Origin of the sequence: Enterobacter sp. PL1 (genome assembly GCF_945957325.1) — a bacterium.
GTDB classification, from domain to species: domain Bacteria; phylum Pseudomonadota; class Gammaproteobacteria; order Enterobacterales; family Enterobacteriaceae; genus Enterobacter; species Enterobacter roggenkampii.
This window is the reverse complement of the sequence record NZ_CAMFKT010000012.1, coordinates 48,363-65,838: the sequence shown is the minus strand read 5'-3', so window position 1 is coordinate 65,838 and position 17,476 is coordinate 48,363. Positions and strand designations below refer to the sequence as shown.

The 17,476-nt window shown below is 55.4% G+C and carries 21 protein-coding genes; 8 read left to right on the top strand and 13 right to left on the bottom strand.

Features of this window, described 5'->3' with window-relative positions:
* The first annotated feature begins 206 nt into the window (after positions 1–206).
* Positions 207–851 carry an OapA family protein gene (locus N6P30_RS12870; protein WP_008502893.1) on the top strand — a complete coding sequence of 215 codons (645 nt, stop codon included), beginning with the start codon at positions 207–209 and terminating at the stop codon, positions 849–851.
* A gap of 68 nt (positions 852–919) precedes the next feature.
* On the opposite strand, the gene rplI is transcribed toward N6P30_RS12870, so the two are convergent.
* Genes rplI through rpsF form a run of 4 tightly spaced genes read right to left on the bottom strand, consistent with a single transcriptional unit; the run spans position 920 to position 2,359 of the window.
* The gene (gene rplI, locus N6P30_RS12865; protein ID WP_008502894.1) at positions 920–1,369 is read right to left on the bottom strand and encodes a 50S ribosomal protein L9; all 450 of its coding nucleotides are present in this window, start codon (positions 1,367–1,369) and stop codon (positions 920–922) included.
* A gap of 41 nt (positions 1,370–1,410) precedes the next feature.
* Entirely contained in the window at positions 1,411–1,638 is a 228-nt protein-coding gene (gene rpsR, locus N6P30_RS12860) for a 30S ribosomal protein S18 (protein WP_000135199.1), read from the bottom strand.
* A 4-nt stretch (positions 1,639–1,642) separates the two neighbouring features.
* Complete coding sequence (gene priB, locus N6P30_RS12855; protein WP_008502895.1) at positions 1,643–1,957, bottom strand: primosomal replication protein N; 315 nt, start codon at positions 1,955–1,957, stop codon at positions 1,643–1,645.
* A 6-nt stretch (positions 1,958–1,963) separates the two neighbouring features.
* Positions 1,964–2,359: a 30S ribosomal protein S6 gene (rpsF, locus tag N6P30_RS12850; protein ID WP_008502896.1), complete on the bottom strand. Its 396-nt coding sequence runs from the start codon at positions 2,357–2,359 to the stop codon at positions 1,964–1,966.
* A gap of 340 nt (positions 2,360–2,699) precedes the next feature.
* Between rpsF and yjfY the strand changes: the two genes are divergently transcribed.
* Positions 2,700–2,975, top strand: a complete 276-nt coding sequence (gene yjfY, locus N6P30_RS12845) for a DUF1471 family protein YjfY (protein ID WP_008502898.1) — start codon at positions 2,700–2,702, stop codon at positions 2,973–2,975.
* Positions 2,976–3,115: 140 nt separating this feature from the next.
* Here yjfY and N6P30_RS12840 read toward each other — a convergent pair whose 3' ends face one another.
* Genes N6P30_RS12840 through ulaA form a run of 6 tightly spaced genes read right to left on the bottom strand, consistent with a single transcriptional unit; the run spans position 3,116 to position 7,523 of the window.
* Positions 3,116–3,802: an L-ribulose-5-phosphate 4-epimerase gene (locus N6P30_RS12840; protein ID WP_008502899.1), complete on the bottom strand. Its 687-nt coding sequence runs from the start codon at positions 3,800–3,802 to the stop codon at positions 3,116–3,118.
* The gene (locus N6P30_RS12835) at positions 3,795–4,655 is read right to left on the bottom strand and encodes an L-ribulose-5-phosphate 3-epimerase (protein WP_023293443.1); all 861 of its coding nucleotides are present in this window, start codon (positions 4,653–4,655) and stop codon (positions 3,795–3,797) included. Before N6P30_RS12835 ends, N6P30_RS12840 begins: the two co-directional genes overlap by 8 nt.
* A gap of 9 nt (positions 4,656–4,664) precedes the next feature.
* Positions 4,665–5,315 (bottom strand): 3-keto-L-gulonate-6-phosphate decarboxylase UlaD, encoded by a 651-nt coding sequence (ulaD, locus tag N6P30_RS12830; protein WP_008502901.1) that lies wholly within the window; start codon positions 5,313–5,315, stop codon positions 4,665–4,667.
* Between the two features lie 12 nt (positions 5,316–5,327).
* Positions 5,328–5,795, bottom strand: a complete 468-nt coding sequence (gene ulaC, locus N6P30_RS12825; protein ID WP_003856024.1) for a PTS ascorbate transporter subunit IIA — start codon at positions 5,793–5,795, stop codon at positions 5,328–5,330.
* A 9-nt stretch (positions 5,796–5,804) separates the two neighbouring features.
* Positions 5,805–6,110 (bottom strand): PTS ascorbate transporter subunit IIB, encoded by a 306-nt coding sequence (gene ulaB, locus N6P30_RS12820; protein WP_003856022.1) that lies wholly within the window; start codon positions 6,108–6,110, stop codon positions 5,805–5,807.
* A 12-nt stretch (positions 6,111–6,122) separates the two neighbouring features.
* The gene (gene ulaA, locus N6P30_RS12815; RefSeq protein ID WP_023293444.1) at positions 6,123–7,523 is read right to left on the bottom strand and encodes a PTS ascorbate transporter subunit IIC; all 1,401 of its coding nucleotides are present in this window, start codon (positions 7,521–7,523) and stop codon (positions 6,123–6,125) included.
* Positions 7,524–7,882: 359 nt separating this feature from the next.
* Here ulaA and ulaG point away from each other — a divergent pair, with 359 nt between their 5' ends.
* Together ulaG and ulaR are read left to right on the top strand one after the other, a co-directional pair.
* The gene (ulaG, locus tag N6P30_RS12810; RefSeq protein WP_006810379.1) at positions 7,883–8,947 is read left to right on the top strand and encodes an L-ascorbate 6-phosphate lactonase; all 1,065 of its coding nucleotides are present in this window, start codon (positions 7,883–7,885) and stop codon (positions 8,945–8,947) included.
* A 109-nt stretch (positions 8,948–9,056) separates the two neighbouring features.
* Positions 9,057–9,812 carry an HTH-type transcriptional regulator UlaR gene (gene ulaR / locus N6P30_RS12805; RefSeq protein WP_023293445.1) on the top strand — a complete coding sequence of 252 codons (756 nt, stop codon included), beginning with the start codon at positions 9,057–9,059 and terminating at the stop codon, positions 9,810–9,812.
* Here ulaR and yjfP read toward each other — a convergent pair.
* Positions 9,809–10,531 (bottom strand): esterase, encoded by a 723-nt coding sequence (yjfP, locus tag N6P30_RS12800; protein WP_023293446.1) that lies wholly within the window; start codon positions 10,529–10,531, stop codon positions 9,809–9,811. The two genes, ulaR and yjfP, sit on opposite strands and share 4 nt — an antisense overlap.
* A gap of 137 nt (positions 10,532–10,668) precedes the next feature.
* Between yjfP and bsmA the strand changes: the two genes are divergently transcribed.
* The 3 genes from bsmA (at position 10,669) to N6P30_RS12785 (ending at position 13,526) form a co-directional block, all read left to right on the top strand.
* Positions 10,669–10,998 carry a biofilm peroxide resistance protein BsmA gene (gene bsmA / locus N6P30_RS12795; RefSeq protein WP_071788887.1) on the top strand — a complete coding sequence of 110 codons (330 nt, stop codon included), beginning with the start codon at positions 10,669–10,671 and terminating at the stop codon, positions 10,996–10,998.
* A gap of 136 nt (positions 10,999–11,134) precedes the next feature.
* Positions 11,135–11,422: a DUF1471 family protease activator YjfN gene (yjfN, locus tag N6P30_RS12790; protein WP_021240708.1), complete on the top strand. Its 288-nt coding sequence runs from the start codon at positions 11,135–11,137 to the stop codon at positions 11,420–11,422.
* Between the two features lie 172 nt (positions 11,423–11,594).
* The gene (locus tag N6P30_RS12785) at positions 11,595–13,526 is read left to right on the top strand and encodes a methyl-accepting chemotaxis protein (protein ID WP_023293448.1); all 1,932 of its coding nucleotides are present in this window, start codon (positions 11,595–11,597) and stop codon (positions 13,524–13,526) included.
* Here N6P30_RS12785 and N6P30_RS12780 read toward each other — a convergent pair.
* Positions 13,523–15,145: an isovaleryl-CoA dehydrogenase gene (locus N6P30_RS12780; RefSeq protein ID WP_023293449.1), complete on the bottom strand. Its 1,623-nt coding sequence runs from the start codon at positions 15,143–15,145 to the stop codon at positions 13,523–13,525. The genes N6P30_RS12785 and N6P30_RS12780 overlap by 4 nt on opposite strands.
* Before the next feature lie 194 nt (positions 15,146–15,339).
* Between N6P30_RS12780 and N6P30_RS12775 the strand changes: the two genes are divergently transcribed.
* Positions 15,340–16,614 carry an MFS transporter gene (locus N6P30_RS12775; protein ID WP_023293450.1) on the top strand — a complete coding sequence of 425 codons (1,275 nt, stop codon included), beginning with the start codon at positions 15,340–15,342 and terminating at the stop codon, positions 16,612–16,614.
* A gap of 91 nt (positions 16,615–16,705) precedes the next feature.
* Here N6P30_RS12775 and rlmB read toward each other — a convergent pair whose 3' ends face one another.
* Complete coding sequence (gene rlmB, locus N6P30_RS12770) at positions 16,706–17,437, bottom strand: 23S rRNA (guanosine(2251)-2'-O)-methyltransferase RlmB (protein ID WP_023293451.1); 732 nt, start codon at positions 17,435–17,437, stop codon at positions 16,706–16,708.
* Positions 17,438–17,476: the final 39 nt, after the last annotated feature.

The following is a 17,476-nucleotide window of genomic DNA, read 5'->3' as shown; positions in this document are numbered from 1 at the left end:
AGCGGGCAGCATATCAGCCATGCCCTTATGGGTAAAACTTTGTCTGAAGTTAAGGTGACAAACCGCGACGAAACAGAAACAATAGAGAGAACCAGGATTAATCCCGAACTGATGTCACGGATGTCGGGTTTACTACGCCGTTCAGGCAGTTAGCAAACTATACTTCGGGGCACAGGATAAAAAATACGCGGAGCAGGAGGAGTGCCATGCCCGGGCGATTTGAACTGAAACCTACCCTGGCGAAAATCTGGCAGGCGCCGGACAATTTTCGCATCATGGATCCGCTGCCTCCTCTGCATCGCAGAGGGATCATCATTGGTGCGCTGATGGTGATTGTGGGCTTCCTGCTTCCTTCCGGTGGCGATGATGTTGATACTGCCCCCGTCACCCGCAATGCTCAGCTGGACCTTCAGTCGCAAACGCGACCGCAGCCTGACGCACAGCCGATGCAGACGCAGCTCGTTACCCCGTCTAACGATCCGGGTCAGGTCGCGCCGGTTGAGCCAGAGCCGATTCAGGACGAACAGCCACAGGAACAGGCCGCCGCCCCGTCTCAGCCTCAGACCCAACAGCCCACCGGCATTGAGCAACAGTGGCGTTCCTATCGCGTAGAGCCGGGTAAAACGCTGGCGCAGCTGTTCCGTGACCACAACCTGCCGCCGACAGACGTGTATGCCATGGCGAAGGTGGAAGGCGCGGGTAAACCGCTCAGTAACCTGCAGAATGGCCAGATGGTGCAAATTCGCCAGAATGCCAGCGGGGTGGTGACAGGATTAACGATTGATACCGGAAATGGACAACAGGTGCTGTTTACCCGCCAGACAGACGGCAGCTTTATCAGGGTACGTTAAGGGCGGGGTTCTGTAAAAAGCAAAACGCCGGCACAAGGCCGGCGTTTCAACGTGAGCAGAGTAAAAAATTACTCAGCTACAACGTTAACAACCAGTTTAGCGAACACTTCGCTGTGAACCTGGAAGTCAACTTCGTGCTCACCAGTGGTACGCAGAACGCCGTTCGGCAGACGAACTTCGCTCTTAGCCACTTTAACGCCTGCTGCAGAAACTGCATCAGCGATATCGCGGGTACCGATGGAACCGAACAGTTTACCTTCGTCGCCAGCTTTGGACGCGATGGTAACGGTGCCCAGTGCGTTGATTGCTTCAGCGCGAGCGTTAGCAGCCGCCAGAACGTCAGCCAGTTTGGCTTCCAGTTCAGCGCGACGTGCTTCGAAAAACTCTACGTTTTTCTTGGTAGCTGGAACAGCTTTACCCTGTGGAACCAGGAAGTTACGAGCGTAACCCGCTTTAACGTTTACCTGATCACCCAGGCTGCCCAGGTTTGCTACTTTATCAAGCAGAATAACTTGCATTACCTTATCCTCTTAAAGTCGTATTAATGGACCGTGCCCGATTACTGATGACGATCAGTGTACGGCAGCAGGGACAGGTAGCGAGCGCGTTTGATAGCGCGAGCCAGCTGACGCTGATATTTTGCACGAGTACCGGTGATACGGCTTGGGACAATCTTACCGCTTTCGGTGATGTAGTTTTTCAGCGTTGCGATATCTTTATAGTCGATCTCTTGAACGCCTTCCGCGGTGAAACGGCAGAACTTGCGACGACGGAAATAACGTGCCATATGGCTAGTCTCCAGAATCTATCAAATCAATCTGCTCGGCATGCAGAACCATTTTGCTCAGACCGTTCTTTGCCTTGTGGCAAGAGATGAACCCCTGAACGATTACTGCACTACCGACCGTTAAACTGTGAGTAATGGCCTGGTTTTCGTGTCCGCTAATAATAACGGGCATTTGGCACCACGCCTGCCGGTGAAACCCGGCTTCCTCTTGCACAGAACGATGCTCAAGCACGAACTGGCAATGCGGAATTCCTGATGGACTGACCTTTCGAAGGGGAGCCCTGCATACGATGCCGGACAACGCCAGACGGTTGGTCATCAGAAATTACTCTTCAGAATCCCCAGCATCAGAATCATCTGCGGTTTCGTTTGCGAAATCATCGCGACGCTCACGGCGCTCGTCTTTCGCTTTAACCATCGGAGATGCTTCGGTCACTGCGTTTTTGGTACGCATAACCATGCTGCGGATAACGGCATCGTTGAAGCGGAAGTTAGTTTCCAGCTCATCGATCACTTCCTGCGGTGCTTCAACGTTCATCAGAACGTAGTGTGCTTTGTGCAGTTTGTTGATCGGATAAGCCAGCTGACGGCGGCCCCAGTCTTCCAGACGGTGGATCGTGCCCGCTGCTGCAGTGATTGCACCAGTGTAGCGCTCGATCATACCCGGAACCTGTTCGCTCTGGTCAGGATGGACCATAAAAACGATTTCGTAATGACGCATCGAATTGCTCCTTACGGATTATTCAGCCTCCTGTCTGGGTCAGCCGAGGCCCGGGGAGGCAAGGAACGTGTTAAAGGTCGGCTGAAAAATTGACGCGTCATAATACTTGCGCGCCCCTGGAAACTCAAGCTGATTGCACAAATAATTCGCACAAAGCGCGAAGCGGGTCTAAGTGGGTGATTTAAAATTACTCACATCCGTAAGCGGTGTTTTTTTGAACAACTGCATCAGAAATGGTCACGCATCCCCGCCGGAGGAGTGATTACACTTTAATCAGAGATAACCGAAACAGAAGAAGGAGCATCCCCCTCTCACAGCACGCAGTCGTGGAGCGCATATCATGAAAAAAATCGCATTAGCCATAATGGCGGCGCTTTTGCTCAGTGCAAACGCGATGGCAGCCATCAAGATAGACAGCCGACAGGCCAGAAACATGGATGATGTGCACAGCTTAGGCGTAATCTATATTAATCATAATTTCGCCACCGAAAGCGAAGCAGATCAGGCACTAAATGAAGAGACCGACGCCCAGGGCGCAACTTATTACCACGTGATGTTAATCCGTGAGCCCGGCAGCAACGGCAATATGCACGCCAGTGCAGATATTTACCGATAACGCCTTAACGCTAGCACCAGGAAAGCCAACAACGAGAACATAGCCATAGTTGACGTTGCCCCCTGCCCGGGGGCTTTTTTTGTGAATGGCTCCGGAATACCACCGGTTACAACTGTTTTTCGGTATTCCAGAGCACTTATTCACTTCTGCCCGTAATAGGCATTCGGGCCATGCTTGCGCATGAAATGCTTGTTCATCAGGTAATCATCAATGCCCTGAAGCCGTGGGTTAATGCCGCGGGCAATCCACGCCATACGTGCCACTTCCTCCATGACGACCGCATTATGGACGGCGTCGTGGGCATCTTTTCCCCAGGCGAACGGGCCGTGCTGATACACCACAATCCCCGGCGTATGCAGCGGCTCGCATTCTCCCAGCGTGTCGATAATCACCTTTCCGGTGTTGAGCTCGTACTCTCCTTCCACTTCATCCTGCGTTAATGCGCGCGTGCAGGGGATGTCGCCAAAGAAGTAGTCCGCATGTGTCGTGCCCAGCGCCGGAATCGCCAGCCCCGCCTGTGCCCAGGCGGTCGCGTGCGTGGAGTGAGTATGCACCACACCGCCAAGGGACGGATAACGCCGATACAGCGCCAGATGGGTCGCAGTGTCCGAAGAAGGACGCCATTTACCGTCAACGACGTTTCCTTCAAGATCGACCACCACCATATCGTCAGCTTTCATGGTGTCATACGCCACACCGCTCGGCTTAATCACGATCAGCCCCTGCTCGCGATCGATAGCGCTGACGTTACCCCAGGTGAAGGTGACCAGGCCATAGCGGGGCAGATCCATGTTGGCTTCAAAGACCTGCTGTTTCAGCTTAAGCATGTTCAGCCTCCAGTAATCCCGCGCGCGCCATACGCTCGCGCACCCAGTCCCGCGCCTTTGCTACTTCCGCAGCAGGGTTGTCCGACGTTTCGCTCCACATCTCAATCAGGTAAGGCCCGCAATAGCCTGTCTGCTTGAGCGTCTCGAAGCACCGTTCGAAATCCACCACCCCGGTGCCGAACGGTACGTTTTTAAACACGCCAGGACGGGTATCTTTGACGTGCACCGCCACGATATGCCCTATGCCTGCCTGCAGCTCCATCTGCACGTCGTTATCCCATGCCGACAGGTTGCCGATATCGGGATAAAGCTGGAACCACGGGTTGTTCAGATAGTGCGCGTAGCCCAGCGCCTTACTGATGGAGTTCATCAGCGGGTAATCCATGATCTCCATTGCCAGCGTGACCTGCGCACGGCTGGCCATCTCAACGCTCTCTTTCAGACCATCACGGAAACGACGGCGCGTTTCATCGTTGGCTTCCTGATAGTAAACGTCATAACCCGCCAGCTGGATCACGCGGATACCGACGTCCTGCGCAAAGCGGATGGCTTTACGCATGATCTCCAGCCCCTGCGCGCGCACGGCATCATCTTCGCTGCCGAGCGGAAAACGACGGTGAGCGCTCAGGCACATGGACGGCACGCGCACGCCCGTTTCCGCGATGGCGCTTACCAGTGCCAGGCGCTGTTCGCGGCTCCAGTCGAGGCGAGCAAGACGCTCGTCCGTCTCATCCACCGACATTTCGACAAAATCGAAACCCAGCTGCTTCGCCAGCTGTAACCGCTCCTGCCAGCACTCCCCCGCAGGGAGTGCCTTTTCATAGATGCCAAGCGGGACCTGTTTTGACAACATACCCGCTCCTTAGCCCCAAAGCTGAGCGATTGAGCGTTTGAACTGACGCGCCGCTTCCACCGGGGACGCCGCATCACGAATGCTGCGACCGGCAATAAAGACGTGAATCGGAATGCCCTTGAACAGCGGCAGATCTTCCAGCGCCAGACCGCCAGTGACGGTCACTTTGAAGCCCATATCGGCCAGACGTTTGATGGCGCTGATATCCGCCTCGCCCCACGCCACACCTGCGGCCTGCGCATCACGGCTGCGGTGATACACCACCTGCTGAATGCCTGCGTCACGCCATTCTTGCGCCTGCTCCCAGGTCCAGAAGCCGGTCAGCTCAATCTGCACGTCGCCATTAAACTCTTTTGCCACGTCCAGCGCGCCTTTGGCGGTGTTGATATCCGCACAGCAGATCACGGTGACCCAGTCGGCGTTGGCTTCGAAGCACATGCGGGAGAGGATTTTGCCTGCGTCGGCGATTTTGGCATCCGCCAGCACGATTTTATGCGGATAGAGCGCTTTCAGGTCACGAACCGCACGAACGCCTTCGCCCACGCACAGAATGGTGCCCACTTCAATGATGTCCACTTCTTCCGCAATCAGGCGGGTGGTTTCGTAAGCGTGAGACAGCGTTTGGTTATCCAGCGCAACTTGCAACATGGGTAATGACATATTCAATTCCTCTTAAACGGCCGCCGCAGTGGCGTTATCAATTAAATCCAGCACGTCCTGCGCGGTGCGGCAGGCGCGTAAACGGTCAAAATTGGCTTCGTCATCAAACAGATTGACGATCTGCATGATGCCCACCTCCTGGTGGGTATTGGCATCGACAGCCGCCATAGTGATAAGGATGTCGACCGGGTCGTTATCTTCGTGGTTAAACACCAGCGGCGTTTTCAGCGTCACCAGCGCGAAGCCGGTTTTCTTGACGCCCTCTTCCGGGCGGCCATGCGGCATCGCCAGGCCTGGCGCAATCACAAAGTAAGGGCCATGCTGCGCCACGCCATCCAGAATCGCCTGGTAGTAACGCGGCTCGACAACGTCAGCCTTAACCAGCAGATCCACACTCAGCTTCACCGCTTCCTGCCAGGTACTGGCTTCGGCCTGTAAAAGGATGGAGTTATTCTCTGCCAGCGAATCACGTAGTTTCATATGGCGTCCTTACTTCACGTCTTGTGGGAAGTGTTCTTTGATCACTTCCAGCAGTTTTGGTCCGAAATCCGCAGGCGACAGCATGTTGCGTACGCCCACCACATATTTATTACCCGACACACTAATTTCGCCGGCGATATGAGTAGAGGCGATGATGATGTCCGCGCCGTTCAGCTCACTTTTGTATTCACCCACTGCGCAGCTGTTCACCGTGTGGTCGATGTTGGACTGGGTTAAAAACTGGTCCACTTTCATCTTCATGATCATGGAGCTGCCTTGCCCATTACCACACACAGCCAGGATACGTACGGTCATAATCGAAACTCCTTAATGAGCAGACACTTCTGCTGTTTGTTTTTCCGCATCTTCTTCAGCTCGCAGCGAACGGCCAGCGAAGAACATATAAGCCAGAGCAATCAGGATGATGATGGCCATAAAGATCAGTCCGATGGAGGCAAAACCCTGCATCATCGGCGGTGCCAGAATTGACCAGTCCGCCATGCCCATCCAGGCGCTCATACCGGTGAGCTTGACCGCCCACACGCAGCCAAAGATTTCAACCATGCCCATTACCAGGCAGATCTTGAGCGCCGCGCGCCAGCCGCCGAAGTGGTTAGCGAATACGCCGATGGTGGCGTTGGAGAAGAACATCGGGATAAAGCCCGGAATAATCAGGATTGAGGAGCCGCAGCCGACCAGGATGCCCACCGCAATCAGCTGGCCGATGGTGCCCCACATAAAGCCCCAGACCACCGCGTTTGGCGCGAAGCTATAGATAGCGGCACAGTCGATGGCCAGTACCGCGCCAGGAATCAGGCGCTGAGAGATACCGTTGAAAGCTTCAGACAGTTCGGCGACGAACATACGCACGCCCTGAGTAATGATGAAAATAGCCACGGCGAAAGAGAAACCGGTCTGCAGGATGTAAACCGTCCAGTGGGTTTTCCCCGCCATCGCCTGCACCACATCAATACCGAAGGAGAGCAGAATGGCGCCGAAAAAGAGGGTCATCACAATCGCGGTCGACACGATGTTGTCATGGAAGATATTCAGCCAGCCAGGCAGCTTAAGGTCTTCAACACTCTCTTCTTTTTTACCCAGGTACGGCGCAACTTTGTAAGCAATCCAGGCAGCAAACTGTTGCTGGTGACCGATGGAAAAACCGCAACCGTCGGTCACTATCTGGGTTGGCTTGTACATCATGTTGGAGGTGATACCCCAGTAGAGCGAGACCAGCACCGCGGTGCAGATAATCGTGGTCCACATTGGGTAACCGAAGATGTAGAGAGAAACCGCAATCAGCCCCGCCTGCTGGAACATAATGTGCCCGGTGAGCATGATGGTGCGAATACCGGTAATGCGGCGCAGCAGAACATAGATAATGTTCAGCGCCAGCGCGAGCAGAACGGCGTAACCTACCCAGCTATAGGCATCGCCCATACGATCGATGGTCGTCATCATTGAGGCGTAGGTATCAGAGATAGCCCCATTAATGCCATACACTTCCGACATTTTGGCAACGACTGGCTTAAACGTGCTGGTCAGTATGCCCGACCCCGCCTGCAACAGCATGAAACCGATAATGGTTTTGATGGTGCCTTTAATAATCACGCTGACGCTTTTACGCAGCAGGATATATCCCAGGCACGTCACGATACCCAGCAACAGCGGGGCGTTGGTCATTACCTGATTAAAGAAAACGGTAAAGACGTTGTAGAGGATCTCCATAACTCTCTCCAGAAATGAGAACACGAGGGGCAATCCCTGTGCGGTTGGTGCCATCACTCTATTAATCACAAATAATCACCACAAGATTGAATTTGATTATTTGTGACGCATCACGCAATTTATTTCCCTTCAGTTAGTAATGATTTTCACTACCGCACAAATGAAATAAATTAGTCCTTATAATTCATGAAATTAATGTTTATCATGCGATAATCTAACAAGTAACAAGCAGAGAGTCTGTGACGTTGAGCAGATAAAATTCCGCATTTTCGCTATTGCAAAGCGCGTAAAATGGTGCCAGCATTAATCACAACGAATCACAATGTGATTACTTTTGATTAAAACCAGGAGTCAAAACGATGAGTAAAGTGAAAACCATCACCCGTGAATCATGGATTCTGAGCACCTTTCCGGAGTGGGGTAGCTGGCTGAACGAAGAAATCGAACAGGAACAGGTTGCTCCTGGCACGTTTGCAATGTGGTGGCTGGGCTGCACCGGGATCTGGCTGAAATCAGAAGGTGGCGCCAATATCTGCGTCGATTTCTGGTGCGGCACCGGCAAACAGAGCCACGGTAACCCGCTGATGAAAAAAGGCCACCAGATGCAGCGTATGGCCGGCGTTGAAAAACTCCAGCCGAACCTGCGTACTACACCGTTTGTGCTTGATCCTTTTGCCATTCGTCAGATCGATGCCGTACTCTCTACCCACGATCACAACGACCATATTGATGTAAACGTGGCGGCAGCGGTGATGCAAAACTGCGCGGACGATGTGCCGTTTATCGGGCCGCAGACCTGCGTGGATCTCTGGATTGGCTGGGGTGTGCCGAAAGAGCGCTGCATCGTGATGAAACCGGGCGACGTGGTGAAAATCAAAGACATTGAAATCCATGCTCTTGATGCCTTTGACCGTACCGCTCTGATTACGCTGCCGGCCGATCAAAAAGCGGCAGGTGTACTGCCAGACGGCATGGACGAGCGTGCGGTGAACTACCTGTTCAAAACGCCGGGCGGCTCCCTGTATCACAGCGGTGACTCCCACTACTCCAACTACTACGCTAAGCACGGTAACGAGCATCAGATTGACGTGGCCCTGGGCTCCTACGGCGAGAACCCGCGCGGTATTACGGATAAAATGACCAGCGCCGACATGCTGCGCATGGCGGAAGCGCTGAACACCAAAGTCGTTATTCCGTTCCACCACGATATCTGGTCAAACTTCCAGGCCGATCCGCAGGAAATTCGCGTGTTGTGGGAGATGAAAAAAGACCGCCTGAAGTACGGCTTCAAGCCATTTATCTGGCAGGTAGGCGGCAAGTTCACCTGGCCGCTGGACAAAGACAATCTTGAGTACCACTACCCGCGTGGTTTCGATGATTGCTTCACCATTGAGCCTGACCTGCCGTTTAAGTCCTTCCTCTGATTCCGAGGCCACATCGCCAGACTTGTGTCTGGCGATTTCATATTTATTTTAGTAATTTCACGCTATTTCAAATATCATCTTTTCAAATCAATTCTTATCGGAATAGCTCATGACGGAAGCGCAACGGCATCAAATTTTACTGGAACTCCTGGCGCAAACAGGGTTTATCACCGTCGAGAAAGTGATCGAACGTTTAGGGATTTCCCCTGCCACCGCGCGGCGAGACATTAACAAGCTGGATGAAAGCGGCAAGCTGAAAAAAGTTCGCAACGGTGCGGAAGCCATTAGCCAGCAGCGCCCCCGCTGGACGCCGATGAACATTCATCAGGCGCAGAATCACGATGAAAAAGTACGGATCGCCAGAGCCGCGTCGCAGCTGGTGAATCCCGGTGAGAGCGTCGTTATCAACTGCGGCTCTACGGCGTTTTTGCTGGGCCGCGAGATGTGCGGCAAGCCGGTGCAAATCATCACGAACTACTTACCGCTCGCCAACTATCTCATCGATCAGGAGCATGAGAGCGTGGTGATCATGGGTGGTCAGTACAATAAAAGTCAGTCGATTACGCTTAGCCCACAGGACAGCGAAAACAGTCTCTACGCCGGACACTGGATGTTTACCAGCGGCAAAGGCCTGACCGCTGAAGGTTTGTATAAAACCGATATGCTGACCGCGATGGCGGAACAAAACATGCTCAACGTGGTAGGCAAACTCGTGGTGCTGGTCGACAGCAGTAAAGTCGGTGAACGCGCAGGCATGCTGTTCAGCCGCGCAGAACAGATCGACCTGGTGATCACCGGCAAAGGGGCTAACCTCGAGATCCTCCAGAAGCTGGAAGATCAGGGAGTAAAAGTGCTGCGCGTTTAAAGGTGCTGGCGGAAAAACGCTACCGTGGCGTCGAGCGCCGCTGGCGTGATGCGGTGGCGAACGCCTGATTCCCACAAACAGGTCAGATTACCGTCCAGCCCTTCCTTCTTTAACGCCTGCTGCAGGCGGAAGGTACCGTCAGGTGGCACCACATCATCCGCGTCACCGTGCCACAGCAAAAGCGGGCGATCTGCGAGGCGCGGCAATGCCCGGGTTACTTCCCACTCTTCCAGCCTCGCGGTGATTTCCGCTAAATCCTGAGGGGGAAAAAGGGTCTTCGCCAGCGAGGTAAAATAACCCGAGCCCATCAGACAGGCGACCGACTTCACTTCTGGATGGTGCGTCATGATCCCCAGGGCTGTCATACCGCCCATCGACGCCCCGGCCACGGCCAGACGATGCTCGGCCACCAGCCCTGCCTCATAAAGCGCATCGCGCAATCCGGCAAACTCGGTCAGACTCCCGTGCAGTATGTGCCAGAACTGCCCAAGGCGCGCCTGCTCATTACCCATAAATCGTGCGCCGTGGTCAGGCGCATCCGGCATCACCACGCGAAAACCCGCCTGCGCCAGCGCGACCGCAAAGTAACTGTAAACCAGCTTCGATGAGGTAAATCCATGATAAAAAACCACAACAGGCAGCGGTTTATCACGTTTACCCGCTGGCATAGCGTGTAAAATTTCATGGTCGCCGAGATGGCGTATTTCAATTTCAATCATTGTCGACCCTGCACGAATGGATGATTCATAATGTTGAGAACTGGATTACGGTTTCAGGCTATTTTCATTCGAAAATTACGTCCCAGCTAACACTTCGGGAACATTCCCCCAAAACTAAATTCACAGACAACTACACTATGGCTATCAGGAAACGAGATATGGTTATGCACAGGTTTGCTGCTTTATTGCTGGTGTTTCTGCTTAACGGCTGTAGCGCACTGCAGGGAACACCGCAACCCGCTCCCCCGGTTGCCGATCATCCGCAGGAGATTCGTCGTAATCAGACGGAAGGATTACAGCGAATGGGCACCGTCTCCGCGCTGGTTCGCGGTTCGCCGGATGACGCAGAAGAGGCAATAAAGGCACAAGCCGTCGCCGCCAAAGCAGATTATTACGTCATTATTATGATCGACGAAACCATCATAACGGGACAGTGGTATTCACAGGCCATTTTGTACCGAAAATAATGGTTTACCTTTGAACGACATTTACACTGCTTTGCGTCCATAGACATTTTCCTGTCCACAATAAACTCCATGCCAGCGACAAGGAATGGGGGTTTATTCGCGAAGGATTGCCCGGCGGATACCGGAAATATGTGAAATGGAGCTGACGATGAAACGAACTCTTGCTTTGACCTCTCTGTTGCTCTCCGCAGGCCTGGTGAGCACCACCGCGCAGTCAGCAGAATTCGCCAGTGCTGACTGTGTAACTGGCCTGAATGAAATTGGCCAGATCTCCGTGAATAATATCTCGGGGAGCCCGCAAGACGTTGAACGCGTCGTGGCATTAAAGGCCGATGAGCAGGGTGCTTCCTGGTATCGCATCATCCAGATGCAGGAAGATAACCATATCGACCACTGGCGGGTACAGGCCATTCTCTACGTGTAAACTCCCTCCTGATAAAAGCCACTTATTTTTAGTGGCTTTTCGCTTTTGCAAATTTTTTATCTTATTAAAAACCAATCAATAACAACAAAATAACATTTTGTTACATTAATTCAGTAAACGTAATCTCCGCTCTGCCGTTGAAGAACCACACCTATTCAATGATGAGCAATTTATGATCAACGTTTTTCGCCGTGCAGGCCTGGGGGCGAAGCTGTCGCTGCTTACGGGCGTCAGTGTCGCCACGCTGTTTCTGCTTTTCACTTTTCTGCTCAGTCAAAAAGCCAGCCAGCAGCTTGAAGCCCTTGCGGTAGAAGACCTGCACAATCAGTCCACCGGCATGGTCGACATGGTGCAGATGTTTAACACCAGCCTGAGTGAAGAGGTTGAGAGTTATACCCGGCTGTTTACCACTTTTTTACCGCAGCCACTGAATATTGATACTTCCCAGGCTCAGACGATTAACGGACTCAGCGTCCCGCTTCTGAAAGGCGGTGACACCGGACTGCATCAAAACAACACCCTGTCTGACGAGTTCCTGAACCGTACGGGAGCCATTTCGACGCTGTTTGTACGCAGCGGTAATGACTTTGTTCGCGTAGCCACCTCCCTGCGCAAAGAGAATGGCGAGCGGGCGATGGGCACCGTGCTGGATACCGCCAGCCCGGCCTTTGCCGCCGTCAACAGAGGGGAAGTCTACCGCGGACTGGCGCTGCTGTTTGGCAAACGCTATATCACCCAGTATCAGCCGGTTAAAAACGCCGAAGGACAGGTCATTGCGATCGTCTTTGTTGGCGTGGACATTACGCACTCCTGGAACGTCATGCGCGAGAAAATCCTCACCCGCCGCCTGGGCGAGAGCGGTCACTTCTTTGTGCTGGATCGCAGCAACGGCAAAACGCGCGGGCAATATCTGTTCCATGCCGGTGAAGAGGGGCAGTTGCCGAAGTGGGACGACGCGACGCAGCAGCAGCTTCTGGGTGACAAGCCCGGCACCCTGGAACGCGTAAGCGACGACGGCCGCACGCTTAAAATGGCGTATACCCCGCTGCCAGGCTGGAACTGGACTATCGTGGGCGAAGTGGATAAATCGGTGCTGCTCGCAAGCGTTAACGCCATGCGCGATCGCTTCCTGCTGGCCGGCGTGGTCTTATCTATCCTGTTTGCTGGTCTGTTTGTGGTCCTTATTCGCCGCGTCCTGACCCGGCCGCTGAGCAATGTGATCCATCTTGCCCGGCAATATGCTGCAGGGGATCTCCGTTCCAGCCTGCCCGTGACGCGTCAGGACGAAGTCGGCCAGCTGATCGACGCCATTAACGGCATCGGCGGCGGTCTGCAAAAAATTGTTCTGCAGGTTCGCGAGGCCGCAGGCGAGATCCATTTGGGTACTAACGCGCTGGCTTCCGATACCGGCGAGATTTCTGAGCAGATCAACAAGCAGGCCAGCAGCGTGGAAGAGACCTCCGCCAGCATGGAGCAGCTGGCCGCCACCGTACAGCAAAATGCCGCCAACATGGAGCAAACGCAGCAGCTGGTGGGTGAAACCTCCCTCGCGGTCCATCAGGGCGGTGAGACGGTCACTCACGCCGTGTCGACCATGGACGACATTCGCGAGGCGTCAAAACGCATCGAAGACATCACGCGCGTGATTGAGTCCATCGCTTTCCAGACTAATATCCTGGCGCTGAATGCGGCAGTGGAAGCGGCCCGCGCGGGCGAGCACGGGAAAGGGTTTGCGGTGGTTGCGCAGGAAGTTCGCGCCCTGGCCGGACGCAGCGCCAACGCGGTGAAGGAGATTGAACAGCTGATTGGCGATACGCTCAGGAAAGTGAGCGAAGGCCATGCGCTGTCTGAACAGACGCGCCTGGCGATGGATGACATCATCATTCATATCGATAACATCAGCCAGCTGGTCACCGAGATTAACCATGCCTCACGCGAGCAGTCCGCAGGGATTGGCCAGGTGAATCTCGCCATGACCCACATTGGCGAAGCGTCGCATATTAATGCGGATCGTATCTCACGCAGCGAACAAACCGCTCAAACGCTGCGCGAGAAAGGGTCACATCTGGCTCAACTGGTGAGTCTGTTCCAGCTAAAAGACTAACCGACTCTGCCCGTCGCACGTAGCAGCAGGTCATTTTGCACCTGCTCGCTCATCAGCGTACCGCCACGAGTATCCAGCATCATGCGGCACCACGCCTGCGCCACCGGGGGCGATGCGTGCCGCAGCATTTCGCTTCCAGCACCCAGCAGGAAAAGCTGCTGCGCAATTTCCCGCCCCTGCGCCTCCTGCGGTTTACGCAGTTTTTGCTGAAGCTGTCGCCAGCTGCGGTCGAAGTGTCTGTCCTGCCCTTTTACCTGTGCAAACTCATCGGCAAGCAGATCGTGAATACCCGGCTGCTTCGCCAGCACGCGCAGCACGTCCAGGCACATGATATTGCCGGACCCTTCCCAGATGCTGTTCACCGGCATCTCGCGATACAGGCGGGGAAGTTCGCTCTCCTCGCAGTACCCGACTCCGCCCAGCACCTCCATCGCTTCCGCCACAAACGGGATGCCCGCTTTGCACACGCTAAATTTCGCGGCCGGGGTAAACAGCCGCGCCCATGCCGCTTCCTGGGGATCCGCGCGTTTATCCCACGCCCGGGCCAGGCGAAACAGCAGCGCCGTTTGCCCCTCCAGCACCAGCGCCATCCGACTTAACACCTCACGCATGAGCGGCTGAGCGATAAGATTTTTGCCGAAGGTCTGACGCTGATGCGCGTGGTATAGCGCCACGGACAGCGCACGACGCATCAGTCCGTGGCTGCCCAGCGCGCAGTCAAAGCGCGTCAGGCCGCCCATTTTGAGGATCTGCCGTACCCCTTCGCCCTCTTCCCCCAGCAGCCAGCCGGAGGCATCAAGAAACTCTACCTCGCTGCTGGCGTTGGAGCGGTTCCCGAGCTTGTCCTTAAGGCGCTCCAGCCGGACGGCGTTGCGCTGTCCGTCAGGTAAAAAGCGCGGCACAAAAAAGCAGGACAACCCGCCCTTCGCCTGTGCCAGCACCAGATGCGCATCGCTTTGCGGGACGGAGAAAAACCATTTATGGCCCACCAGCCGGTAGCTGCCGTCGCTGCATTTTTCCGCTTTGGTGGTGTTGCTCAGCACGTCCGAGCCGCCCTGTTTTTCCGTCATCCCCATACCGATCAGCAGGCCGCGTTTTTGCGCGCCAGGCACCAGATGAGGATCGTAGCGATCGCTGAGCAGCGGCGTCAGCCAGTCGTGAAATAATTTAGGGAGCGCCTGCTGCAGGAGCGGTGTCGCGGCAAACGTCATGGTGACGGGACAAAGCGTGCCTGCCTCAACCTGAGCATGAAGCACAAAGCGTGCGGCCCGGGCGACAAACGCCCCCTTACGCGCCTCCTCTTCCCATGCCAGGTTATGTACCCGATTGGCACACAGCCCCTGCATAAGCAGGTGCCATGCCGGGTGAAAGCGAACGTCATCCAGTCGCTCTCCGGTGGCGTCATAGCGAAGCAACTCCGGCGGATTCACGTTCGCCAGCCTGCCCAGCTCCAGCGACTCTGCGGTACCTAACTGCTGCCCGATGCTGGCGAGCAGTTCGATATCCCACTCGGCACCCTCACGCGAGACTGCGTCACGCAGCGCGCAGTCCGAGAGAAAAAGGTTGCTGTTAGAGAGTGGTGCAGGTTGATTGAAAACGGTATGAGTCTGCCAGTGCATACTGTCTCCCTCCTTCAGTGGCAATGACGATAAGTATGGACAGACCGCGCACACGCTGCATGGGAGGGGAGTCACACGTTCACGATCCCGCTGATATCATTCGTGAAATAGCTCACAGAACATAAGAATAAACTATTTCATGACTTCGCTTTTGTTGAATAATTTATTCTCTCCCCCTTTCAGTGAGGAAAGTTATGCAACCGGATGCGCACAAGCGAGCATTAATTGCCGGCTCCATTGGTAACTTTATCGAGTGGTATGAGTTTGCGGTCTACGGTTTTCTGGCGACCGTCATTGCGAAGAACTTCTTTCAGCTTGAAGGGGAAGCGGGGCTTACCAGCCTGATCCTCACCTACGCCTCATTTGCCATCGCCTTCTTCTTCCGCCCGCTGGGGGCGGTGGTGTTTGGCCGCATCGGCGACCGGATTGGCCGTAAGCCGACGCTAATCATTGTGCTGGTGCTGATGACGCTCGCTACCGCCGCCATCGGCATTGTGCCGGTCTACGCCAGCATCGGGATTGCCGCCCCGCTCATTATTACACTGCTTCGCATCCTGCAGGGACTGTTCGCGGGCGGCGAGTACGGCGGTGCGGTCTCGCTGATGACGGAGTTCGCCCCGCGAGGCAAGCGCGGGCTCTATGGTGCCTGGCAGTCCTTTACCGTGGCGCTGGGGCTGTTAGCGGGTGCCGGCATCGTGGCGCTGCTCTCCGCCCTTCTCACGCCTGAAGCCCTGCACGACTGGGGCTGGCGCATTCCTTTCTTCCTGGCGCTGCCCATGGGCGCTGTTGCGCTGTGGCTTCGCGTCAGCATGGAGGAGACACCCAGCTTTGTGCAGCAGCAGGACAAACCGGCCGTCGCTCAGGCGGACATTGCCGCCACGCTCCGGGCCATCGTGATGGGGATTGGCCGCGTGATGGTCTGGTCTGCGGCGGGGTACACCTACCTGGTGATTATGCCGACCTATCTGCAGTCGGCGCTGCACACCGGGTTTAATCAGGCGCTGTTGATCGCAGTGATTTCGAACGTTGGGTTTGCGCTGACGATCATTCCGTCGGGGATCCTGAGCGATAGGATCGGGCGTCGCACGGTGATGATTATCGCCACCGCGCTGCTGCTGATCCTCGCCCTGCCGCTGCTGAAACTTCTGCAGGCGGAGTCCAGCACGCTGGCGGTGAAAGCGATAGTAGTATTGATTGCGGGCGGTCTGGTGGGCATGCTGGCGGGGCCGGGCCCGGCGATGCTCTCTGAGATGTTCCCGACCCGCGTGCGCTATACGGGGCTGGGGCTGGCCTATTCGTTATCGAACGCGATTTTCTCGGGATGCGCAGGGTTAATCATAACCGGGCTGATTAAGCAGACGGGCAATCTGGATATTCCGGCGTACTACGTGATGGCGACGGCGGTAGTGAGTATTTTCGCGCTGATGACGCTGAGGAAGGATGACCATTTGCGGTCACTGGAGGAATGAGGTTAATGCCCGGTGGCGCTACGCTTACCGGGCCTACGGTACCGTGCCTTTGTAGGCCGGGTAAGGCGAAGCCGCCACCCGGCATAACAGGCTACCCGCGCTGACGCACCGCTTCAAACAGGCAGATGCCCGTCGCAACAGACACGTTCAGAGAGGACACGCTGCCCGCCATCGGGATGCTGATCAGCTCGTCGCAGTGCTCGCGCGTCAGACGACGCATGCCTTCGCCTTCCGCCCCCATCACCAGCGCCAGACGGCCGGTCATTTTGCTCTGATACAGGGTATGATCCGCTTCACCGGCCGTGCCGACGATCCAGATGTTCTCTTCCTGCAGCATACGCATGGTGCGCGCCAGGTTGGTCACGCGGATCAGCGGAACGTTTTCCGCCGCGCCGCAGGCCACTTTCTTCGCCGTCGCGTTCAGCTGCGCGGAACGATCTTTCGGCACGATCACCGCATGCACGCCCGCCGCATCCGCGCTGCGCAGACACGCGCCGAGGTTGTGCGGATCGGTAACGCCATCGAGGATCAGGAAGAACGGATTCTCGAGCTCAGCGATCAGATCCGGCAGATCGTTTTCCTGATACTGACGGCCCGGCTTCACGCGGGCAATAATGCCCTGGTGCACCGCCCCGTCACTTTTTTCATCCAGGAACTGGCGGTTAGCCAGCTGGATCACCACGCCCTGCGCTTCCAGGGCGTGGATCAGCGGCATCAGACGTTTGTCTTCACGCCCTTTCAGAATAAACACTTCCTGAAAACGCTCCGGTGCGCGCTCGAGAAGGGCCTGCACCGCGTGGATGCCGTAAATCATTTCACTCATTGATGGTTCTCGTAATAAGTATTTCCCCTCTCCCGGTTG

Coding starts and splice junctions, on each gene's coding strand:
- N6P30_RS12870 (WP_008502893.1), top strand. CDS start 207: ATGCCCGGGCGATTTGAACTGAAACCTACCCTGGCGAAAATCTGGCAG.
- rplI (WP_008502894.1), bottom strand. CDS start 1,369: ATGCAAGTTATTCTGCTTGATAAAGTAGCAAACCTGGGCAGCCTGGGT.
- rpsR (WP_000135199.1), bottom strand. CDS start 1,638: ATGGCACGTTATTTCCGTCGTCGCAAGTTCTGCCGTTTCACCGCGGAA.
- priB (WP_008502895.1), bottom strand. CDS start 1,957: ATGACCAACCGTCTGGCGTTGTCCGGCATCGTATGCAGGGCTCCCCTT.
- rpsF (WP_008502896.1), bottom strand. CDS start 2,359: ATGCGTCATTACGAAATCGTTTTTATGGTCCATCCTGACCAGAGCGAA.
- yjfY (WP_008502898.1), top strand. CDS start 2,700: ATGAAAAAAATCGCATTAGCCATAATGGCGGCGCTTTTGCTCAGTGCA.
- N6P30_RS12840 (WP_008502899.1), bottom strand. CDS start 3,802: ATGCTTAAGCTGAAACAGCAGGTCTTTGAAGCCAACATGGATCTGCCC.
- N6P30_RS12835 (WP_023293443.1), bottom strand. CDS start 4,655: ATGTTGTCAAAACAGGTCCCGCTTGGCATCTATGAAAAGGCACTCCCT.
- ulaD (WP_008502901.1), bottom strand. CDS start 5,315: ATGTCATTACCCATGTTGCAAGTTGCGCTGGATAACCAAACGCTGTCT.
- ulaC (WP_003856024.1), bottom strand. CDS start 5,795: ATGAAACTACGTGATTCGCTGGCAGAGAATAACTCCATCCTTTTACAG.
- ulaB (WP_003856022.1), bottom strand. CDS start 6,110: ATGACCGTACGTATCCTGGCTGTGTGTGGTAATGGGCAAGGCAGCTCC.
- ulaA (WP_023293444.1), bottom strand. CDS start 7,523: ATGGAGATCCTCTACAACGTCTTTACCGTTTTCTTTAATCAGGTAATG.
- ulaG (WP_006810379.1), top strand. CDS start 7,883: ATGAGTAAAGTGAAAACCATCACCCGTGAATCATGGATTCTGAGCACC.
- ulaR (WP_023293445.1), top strand. CDS start 9,057: ATGACGGAAGCGCAACGGCATCAAATTTTACTGGAACTCCTGGCGCAA.
- yjfP (WP_023293446.1), bottom strand. CDS start 10,531: ATGATTGAAATTGAAATACGCCATCTCGGCGACCATGAAATTTTACAC.
- bsmA (WP_071788887.1), top strand. CDS start 10,669: ATGGCTATCAGGAAACGAGATATGGTTATGCACAGGTTTGCTGCTTTA.
- yjfN (WP_021240708.1), top strand. CDS start 11,135: ATGGAGCTGACGATGAAACGAACTCTTGCTTTGACCTCTCTGTTGCTC.
- N6P30_RS12785 (WP_023293448.1), top strand. CDS start 11,595: ATGATCAACGTTTTTCGCCGTGCAGGCCTGGGGGCGAAGCTGTCGCTG.
- N6P30_RS12780 (WP_023293449.1), bottom strand. CDS start 15,145: ATGCACTGGCAGACTCATACCGTTTTCAATCAACCTGCACCACTCTCT.
- N6P30_RS12775 (WP_023293450.1), top strand. CDS start 15,340: ATGCAACCGGATGCGCACAAGCGAGCATTAATTGCCGGCTCCATTGGT.
- rlmB (WP_023293451.1), bottom strand. CDS start 17,437: ATGAGTGAAATGATTTACGGCATCCACGCGGTGCAGGCCCTTCTCGAG.